6 protein-coding genes are annotated in these 8,428 nt (G+C 65.0%); 1 reads left to right on the top strand and 5 read right to left on the bottom strand.

Going from position 1 to position 8,428, the window contains the following annotated elements; translation table 11 throughout:
• Nucleotides 1-271 precede the first annotated feature (271 nt).
• Complete coding sequence (locus tag VKI00_RS20495; protein ID WP_324440650.1) at nucleotides 272-2,938, bottom strand: ATP-binding protein; 2,667 nt, start codon at nucleotides 2,936-2,938, stop codon at nucleotides 272-274.
• A complete protein-coding gene (locus VKI00_RS20500; RefSeq protein WP_324440652.1) occupies nucleotides 2,935-6,108 on the bottom strand; it encodes an ATP-binding protein in 3,174 nt (1,057 codons plus the stop codon). The genes VKI00_RS20495 and VKI00_RS20500 overlap by 4 nt, the downstream gene beginning before the upstream one ends.
• A 171-nt stretch (nucleotides 6,109-6,279) precedes the next feature.
• On the opposite strand from VKI00_RS20500, the gene VKI00_RS20505 reads away from it, so the two are divergent.
• Nucleotides 6,280-6,804 carry a hypothetical protein gene (locus VKI00_RS20505; protein ID WP_324440654.1) on the top strand — a complete coding sequence of 175 codons (525 nt, stop codon included), beginning with the start codon at nucleotides 6,280-6,282 and terminating at the stop codon, nucleotides 6,802-6,804.
• A 73-nt stretch (nucleotides 6,805-6,877) separates the two neighbouring features.
• On the opposite strand, the gene VKI00_RS20510 is transcribed toward VKI00_RS20505, so the two are convergent.
• From VKI00_RS20510 to VKI00_RS20520, 3 genes are all read right to left on the bottom strand, one after another.
• On the bottom strand, nucleotides 6,878-7,204 hold the full coding sequence (locus tag VKI00_RS20510) for a hypothetical protein (protein ID WP_324440656.1): 327 nt from the start codon (nucleotides 7,202-7,204) through the stop codon (nucleotides 6,878-6,880).
• 25 nt (nucleotides 7,205-7,229) lie between these two features.
• Nucleotides 7,230-7,556, bottom strand: coding sequence for a hypothetical protein (locus tag VKI00_RS20515; protein ID WP_324440658.1), 327 nt, complete (start codon nucleotides 7,554-7,556; stop codon nucleotides 7,230-7,232).
• Between the two features lie 208 nt (nucleotides 7,557-7,764).
• A partial coding sequence (locus tag VKI00_RS20520) for a hypothetical protein (protein ID WP_324440660.1) occupies nucleotides 7,765-8,428 on the bottom strand: 664 nt, incomplete at its 5' end.

An 8,428-nucleotide genomic window follows, 5' to 3' on the forward strand; every position in this document is an offset into this window, starting at 1 on the left:
CATGGGCGTGATCATCGCCGCCGCAGTGGTCGCCTACAGACCGTCCCTGATCCCGGTGGTTCGGCACTGGGCTGACAGCGCCGCTGGCTTCCCCTGTGGTTCCGCAGCTGAGGGGGTGCTGCGATGAAGAAACTGATGACAGCTGTGTTGGCGGTCTGCCCCAAGGTCCGGGGCTCGGCCTCAGACCTGCGCTAGGTTGACGTGCGGAGCAGGCACTGCGCTCAGTGCCCGCCGCAGCCGTACAGGAGGAACGGGCAGGAGGAACGGGGCTCTATTTCGAGACGGCGTTCAGTTCTGTTCGGGCCTGGTCGATTTGGTCGTAGACGTAGGTCACCATGGCGGCGGTGGTAATCGTCTCGCCCTTGCGGGCGAGCGATTCGTAGGCCGGGTCGCCAAGGACCTCACGTAGGTGGGCAATCGCGGCGCTGAACTCAGGAATCGCTGCGGTCAAGGGACTGAACGCGAAACCGGCAATGGTGACTGCCGGTTCGAGGCGTCCGAGGCGGTCCAAGAAGGCGGCGAGGACCGCCAACGGAGTGCGAATCATGGTGATATTGCCCGAATCATGGTGATTGCGGATGGCCAGTTCGAAGTACCCGAACGCGGCCAACGCGTCACCGTGCTCAGCTTCGAGGCCGCACAGGGCGGCTGCTAGGTGTGACTCGTCGTAGCGGTTGCCGCTGTTTTGCGCGATCACCAGGCCTCGACGCATCGCCTCCAGCGCGGCGGCGGGATCGGCTTCCCGGAAGGCCAATCCGCAGGCGAGCAACGCGAACGAGAGCACAAAGGGGTTGCGAGTGGCCTCGGCGGCGTCGATCAGACCGTTCGCGGTGTTCCTCGCCGCGTCACCAGAACCAGCGAATGTCAGCGCAACGACCAGGCATGCCGTGGTGAACGGGTCAGCATCGCGACGACGTGCCAGTTGGGCGCGGCACAGTTCGACCGCCCGCTCGGGCTGGCCGATGCTCAGGTATGGACCGACAAGCCAGCCCTCGGCACCGAACGGCACATCGTCGCGAGTGCTGCCGGTGGCGGCTTGGCTGGCGTCGCTGTAGCCGACGGCCTTGTCGATCCGTCCGGCCAGGTAGCACTGCGAGGCCATCACATGCAGCGTGGCGAGCCGGGGATGGTCCGCGACGCGAGCGGGTCCTATGAGCTCTTCGGCCCACGCGATTGGTTCGTAATTCTCCAGAAAAGCGCCGAGGAAAGCCGCGTAGGAAGCGATGGTCCCGGCGACATCGAGGTCGCTGCGGTCGGCGGTCCACCGGAATGCCGTGCGCAGATTGGACAACTCAACGTTGAACCACGTGTAGGCCTCGCGCTGTCGGGAGCTGTCCCACAGGGCCATGACATCGGCTTCGCGCCCGGCGAAGTAGCGGGCATGCGCATTACGGGCCTCGCTGGCCTCGTGGCGGGCGACGAGTTGCTCCTCAGCGAAGTGGCGAATCGTCTCCAGCATCGAAAACCTTGTCCGCCCCGAGGACCCCTCGACCACGAGCAGCGATTTGCGCACCAATGCATCGAGCAGATCCAGGATGGCGTACTCGTCGAGGTCATCCGATCCGGCAACCGCGCAAGCGCTTTGGAGGTCGAAACCGCCCGCGAACACCGAACAGCGATCCAGCAGCGACTTTTCCGTGTCATCTAGCAGGTCGTAGGACCACGCCACGGCGTGGCGCAGCGTTTGATGGCGTTCCGGGCCGCGCCGGGATCCGACCAGCAGCTGGAATCGGTGATCCAAACGGTCACGGACCTCGCTGGCCGTCATTGATGCCATCCGTGAGGCCGCCAGCTCGATGGCCAACGGAATCCCGTCGAGGCGTTGACAAATCTCGACGACTGCGGCTGATTGATCGCCGTTGACCATCGCGAAGCTCGGTGCAATACCTTGAGCGCGTTCGACGAACAGGCTCACCGCCGCAGAGTCGATTCCAGATGCGGCGTCCAAAGAGCGCACCGGCCACACCTGCTCGTCGGGGACTCCGAGTCCTTCGCGGCTGGTGGCGAGGATTCGTACAGTCGCCGAGTGCGCGAGTATGGCTTCCATCAGGTCGGCGGCGGCGTCGAGAACGTGCTCGCAGTTGTCCATCACCAACAGCCGGACCCGGCCCTCCAACGCAGCGGCCACCGACTCACTGACGGTCTTACCCGGTTGCTGGGTGATGCCCAGCACCGCCGCCACCGCATCGGGTATCGCCGCCGGATCAGTGACCGCAGCCAGCTCGAAAAACCAAACCCCGTCGGGAAACTCATCGACGAGACGCGCTGCGACCTCCACCGCCAGCCGGGTCTTGCCGACCCCACCGACACCGGTCAATGTCACCAACCGATGCGCCTTGACCGCCGCTTGCACCTCGTCGAGTTCGGACTCGCGTCCGATGAAGCTCGTTAGCGCGGGGCGCAGATTTCCCGGACCCGCATCCAGTGCCCGCAACGACGGAAACTCCGTGCGCAGGCCGGGCGCTCGGACCTGAAACACTCCCACTGCCGTGGGCAGGTCGCGCAAACGGCGCGGCCCCAGATCCAGAACGTCAACTCCACTGAGCAGAACCGCCGTCGACTCGGCCAAAAGGATCTGACCGCCGTGCCCGGCGGCCATCACCCGCGCGGCCCGATTGAGCACGGTGCCGAAGTAGTCGGTGCCCCGCAGTTCGGCTTCGCCAGTCGCCAGCCCCATCCGCACCGGCAACTGAAGCTCGCGCTGCGCAGCGACCGCAGCATCCACCGCAGACCTTGGTGACGCAAATGCGGCACATACGCCGTCACCGGTGTGCTTGAACAACCAGCCCCCATGCCCCTCGATCGCCGAGCGCAACACCTCGTCGTGGGCGGCCAGCGCCGCCCGCATCTCATCAGCGTCCGCCTCCCACCGACGGGTCGAACCCTCTACGTCGGTGAACAGAAACGTCACCACCCCTGAAGGAGCAGCACCCGTCATGGCATCGCCTCAGCCCACGCCATGTGCCCTTCGAAGCCAAGCGTTTTCGCCATGTCGCGGTAGCGATCCCTGAGGTGCGCGTAAGTCGCGGCATCGTCATGAGCCCGCGCCAGCAGTGCGCGCAGCCGCAACAGCCAGATGTCGCGCACAATGTTGCCGTCGTCGGTCGGTGCCGCCGCTAACCGGTCGATTGCGGCCTCGGCTTCGGCCACGTCATTTTCGGCGCAGCGATCCAGCAGGGTTTCCACCAGAACACCCGTCGCAAAAATGCCCGACGCCAGCAGCTCACCCTCGCGGACCAGATCGTCGACGGCGGCGCGCATGAGCGACGTCGCGTCATCGCGATCTCCACGCCGAGCCCTCTCACGCGCCAGGTACACGTTGACGATCGGTAACTCGCACAGGATGTATCCCCGGTGCAGGAACACGTCGGTGACCTCCGCCAGGAGCTCGTGTCCGCGCTCACACTCCACGGCAATGTCGCGGTGCACCAGCGCAACGCCCAGCGTCAGCCGGGTGAAGGCCAACGCGAAATCATCACCGGATCGTTCGGCAATCCGCAGGGCATCCTCGATCTCACGCACCGCCCGATCATCGGCAGCCAGCACGCCATTCACTATCCCCGGGTAGTAGACCCAGCCGATGACCGTTGCCTGTGACATGGGGTCGGCGCCGCGTGCCATAGCCAGGCCGTGCCCCAGGTCGTCTCGCCACCCCGGACGACCCAGGCCGTAACAGGCGACAGCCCGCGTCGTGAAGGCGACCGCTAACGGAGACCCGATAACGAAGTTGCCTTTTGAGGCGTCACCATCGGCCAGGTCGATGACCCGCTGTGACCACCGCAGCACGTCAGACCACTCGGCGCTATGAACCTTGGCAAACATCGGCGCGAAGGACAGCCCCACCGTCAGGGTCGGATCATCGACCGACTCGATGAGGGCCATGACTTCCGATGCCAGCTGCGACGCCTCGCGCATCCGGCCCCGATACGCATGATCCATCACCAGGCCCGCCATCCCGATGACCAGCGACGCCTTGTCCCCGGCGGCGGCGCACAACTCTCGCAGTTCGTCGAAGCGGGCGCCCGCCACATGTTCCTGGACTCGCCGGGCGGTCCCGCACAACATGGTGCGGGGGGCAATGCGCATGGCTGCTCGGTTGGGGTCATCGACCGGTAGCGCGTCGGCGATCTGTTGGGCACGCTCCCAGCTATGTCGCGCTGCAGTGATGTCGCGGTTGGTCGCCCAGGTTGCGGCACGCATGTGCCAGCCGTAGGCGGCGTGCAAATCACCGGCGGCCTCCAGATGCTCTGCGATCAGCGCAGCATTCTCCTCGACCTCTGCCGGGTCACGTGATTCGATTGCGCCCGCGACGCGCCGGTGCAGTTCGGCGCGATCGGATTTGAGTTGTGATTCGTAGGCCACGGTGCGGATCAGCGGATGGTGGAACACATACTCGGGTTGTCCGGTGAACCTGATCTGATCGACGAGCTGGGCCGCCACCAGGTCCTCCAGGACAGGATCAATGCCCAGCGTTTCCAGTAAGTACCGGCTGAACTTCGCGCCGGTGACCGCCGCAGCGCTTAGGGTGCGTTTCGCTTTAGCGTTTAGCCGGTCGATGCGGGCGGCGATGGTGGCCTGCACGGTGGCTGGCACGCTCACCTCGGCGACCTCTGCCGTCGACACGTAGCCGCCGCGCTCCCCATGCAGCACGCCACGCTCGGCCAGTTCGCGCACGATCTCCTCGGCGAAGAACGGATTACCGGCGGCCCTCTCGGCGACCTTCTGGCCCAATGCACCAACCGAGGGGTCGGGGCCGAGCACCTCTGAAACCAGTGCTGCGGTCTCCGGATCACTGAGCGGCCCAAGGGCTATCGTCTGCGCCCCCTGCATCCGCGTGAGTGCACCCTCATACTCGGGGCGGTACGTGACTAGCACCAGCGAGGGCGTCTGCGGGATCACCGTGAGGAACCCGGCCAGCATCGACTCGCTGACCTCGTCAATCCAGTGTGCGTCCTCGATAACAAAGACCGCCGGTTCGGCGCGGGCCAGCGACATGGCATTGACCAGCGCCGTCAACCGCCGCCGCCGCGCATCCGAGGCGACCGTCGGCAGCTCCACATCGGGATCGGCGATCCCCAGCAGGTCATGGAGAAGCAGCAAGTCCTCGGGGTCTGCGTCGGGAACGCGGGTGCGCACTCGATCGCGAGCGGTCTGCCCGTCAAGCCCCTCGACGCCGGTGCCCGCGCGCAGCAGCCGTGCCACCGCATGGAAGTGGACTTGGTTGGTGTGTGACTCGCAGAAGGCGGTGAATACGTCGACACCACGGCGACCCGCCAGCGCCGCCACATCGCGCACCAGGCGGCTCTTGCCGATGCCGGGTGAGCCGACCACGCCGACCACCGCGCCGTGGCCCTCGATTGCACGGTCCAGCAAGCCTTCAACGGCGGACATCTCCCACCGCCGACCGACCAGATTCGACTCAGCGCGCAAGGCGGCGCGATGCGCTTCTGCCATGCCCAACAGTCGACGGGCGGGAACAGGCGCGTCAGCGCCCTTGATCTGAACCAACTCCGGCTCGCCGATAGTCGCCGCGCCTTCGACCAGCCGCGCGGTGGGTGCGCTGAGCATCACCCCGCCGGGCGGGGCGACGGATTCCATCCGCTGGGCCATGCCGACCTGCTCACCGATGGTGGTGTAACCGAACGGTCCTGAACCGATTTCACCGGCGATGACCTGACCGGAGTTAAGTCCCACGCGCAACCGGAGGTCCACACCGTCGCGCTCTTGGATGTCGACAGCAAGCCGCTGCGCCCCCTCCTGAATCCCCAACGCGGCCAGACAGGCACGAATAGCGTGGTCCTCCAACGCCGCTGGTGCGCCGAACACCGCCATGATGCCGTCACCGGTGAACTTGTCGACCGTGCCGCCGTACCGCTGCACCACCGCCGCGCAGCGGTCGGCAAGGTCGGTCATGATCTCGCGGAGCCGCTCCGCACCCACCGCCGCAGCGATGTCCATCGAATGAACAACGTCAGCGAACAGCACGGTTACCTGCTTGTACTCAGCCCGGGTATCGCCGTCTTGGACTGGTGCGCCGCAGCTGTGACAAAACCGGGCGTCCTCCAAAGGCTCGGTGCCACACGTCGGGCACGCTGCTATGGCCGTCATCCGACCCTCCGCCAATCCTGGCCCCCGGTTCTCCCAGGATAGGCGGTCGGACACTCTGTAAAGCGCTGTTCGTTCTCTGGTTGGTGATGCCGATGCGATGTGTTGAGTACTCTCGCGACACTGACAACGACTTCGTCTCAGGCCACCTGAGTAAGCCCGTACACTCCGCCGATGACCGACATCAAAGAAGCTCGGGCCCAGCTCCATCGGTTCTACGCGCTAACCACCCAGCTGAAGGTTCAACTGCAGGCGCTCGACGAGACCCTCCCACTCGCACGGGTCGAGATCCAAGAAGCTGATCCGCCGGGCGACATCGAGGCCGTTGCCTTTCTGGTGCTGATGGAGGCAACCAGGTCCGCGCAGGAAGACCTGAAGGCAATCATGGCGGGAGTCAAGGCCATCACTAACGCCAAAGCCCAGCTCCGCTCCATGCTCGACCAACAGACCGAGCGGGGCCTCGATTTGTTCTCCGCCAACGCGGTGATATCAGCTCTGATCACCAGGGCCGAATTATGCCGCGCTGTCGAGGGGATGCAGAACGACCTCGACTCCATGAGTGAGCTAGGCGAAACGGAGATGGAGAGTCTGCGGCTTCAGATGGCGATGGACCGCATCAGTAAGTTCATGAGCACCCTGTCCAACATCTTGAAGAAGATGTCTGACACGGCGAGCCAGATCACGCAGAACCTGAAATAGCCGCAGGTGCCTATGCGCACGCAGCGAAGATGGAGTCGCCGTTAGGCAACTAATTGGGTGACGTCGACAACGATCAGTAGCCGTCCTCGTCGAACCCGTCGTCGATCTCCACCATCTCAAGACCCTCTGACTTCTCAGCCCCTAAATCCTCGATCGGTGCTTCCCCGCGTAGGACAGCTTGCACTTCGGGCCATCGCTCGCTGGGAACGAAGGCTCGCACCACCTCGACGATGCGGCCCACCTCGGCTAGCTGCTGGGCCCAGTCCAACTGATCCGTGTGGGAATCAATCATCTCTTGGAGTCGGCATGCAGCGGCCATGCCGGTCTTTACATCGATCTCGGTGTCCGGATCGACCAGCTTCTCGTAGCCCTTGACCATCACCGTCTCCAGCACCGCCATCGGCGTGATGGCGGTGGCGACTCCGTTAACGAAGTCGACGGAGTTCTCCTGCGCTCGGCGCTCCAGGATCTTCCCGGTAGGTTGCCCGGGCCACGTTCTGCACCGGGAAGTGTCGTTGTGCGTGACGCCGGATCGAATCGGTCGTCACCCCGACCGCATAGCCGCCGAGGGCACGCAGGGTGCTGGCGTAGCTGGCCCCGGAGGCCAGCAGATCATTGACCTTCTTGCGCACCTCGTCATTTCGACATACATGGCATCGGGGCTCCAGGTGCAACCGGTCGATCTGCGGTACCGCCGCAGTCGAGGTCGCTGTCTCGTGCGGCGGGCTCAGTGGTGCTTGTGCAAGCGTCATCGGTGTGGTCCTAACCGGCAAGGGCTGTTGGCTTTCCGCCTATTACCAGGGTGGAGCTGAGCCCCACACAGGGCGAGTGTCTGCGGCGTTTCTGCGGCATTTGGCCGCACTTACCGATCGCCGGGGGCCGACCGCAACAGCCCGCTGGTAAAAAGTCCGGACCGGTCTCCATCAGAAACTGGCTCCCAGAGGAGAGGCGGGCTCATGCTCAGTGGATAGCGTGTTTCGCCACCTGCTCGTAGGCTCGCCTCGCCTCGGGGGAAACAGCCGAAGAGAACACCACGACCACGTCCTCCACTTGGAACATGCGCGGAATCGAGGCCGCATACAATTCTGCTTTGCCGGTGCTCGGAAACTTCATGATCGACACGGTGTCGGTGTCCACGGCATCAATACAGCCGATCTGCGGACATTTCTGCGGCCCGACATCGTGGGCGTTCGGCACCGCGAGCCCCGCATCGGTGAAGGCCGCCACGAGCTCTCCGACGGTCGTCGTATTGAGGATCGGCGCGCCACTCGGGTGGCGGGTCTGGTGGTCACTGCCGGAGGTTTGGGCACCGCACGCCGCAACCACAAGACCGGCCACCGAAACCACCGTGGCCAGAAGCCGACTGGCGGTGCGTGCCTCCGCTCTCGCGCGGCGCGAAGGCCCTCCCACACCTCGACGCGCCGTCACCGACATCCCATAACCTTCCCCTGGCTGACGCGAAGCGGTAGTTCGGAGCGATACCGCGGCGACCGCCTGTCGGCTGAAACCACGTTCAAGATTCAGGCAGACCACTGTGGCGTTGGTGACCGCGCCGCGCCGCTGGCGGATGCCGATGCCCATCGTGTCGAGCGCGGTCAGGAACGCCGGCGGGCGATTTTCCACA

The organism is Mycobacterium sp., from assembly GCF_035314665.1.
Taxonomy (GTDB): Bacteria; Actinomycetota; Actinomycetes; order Mycobacteriales; family Mycobacteriaceae; genus Mycobacterium.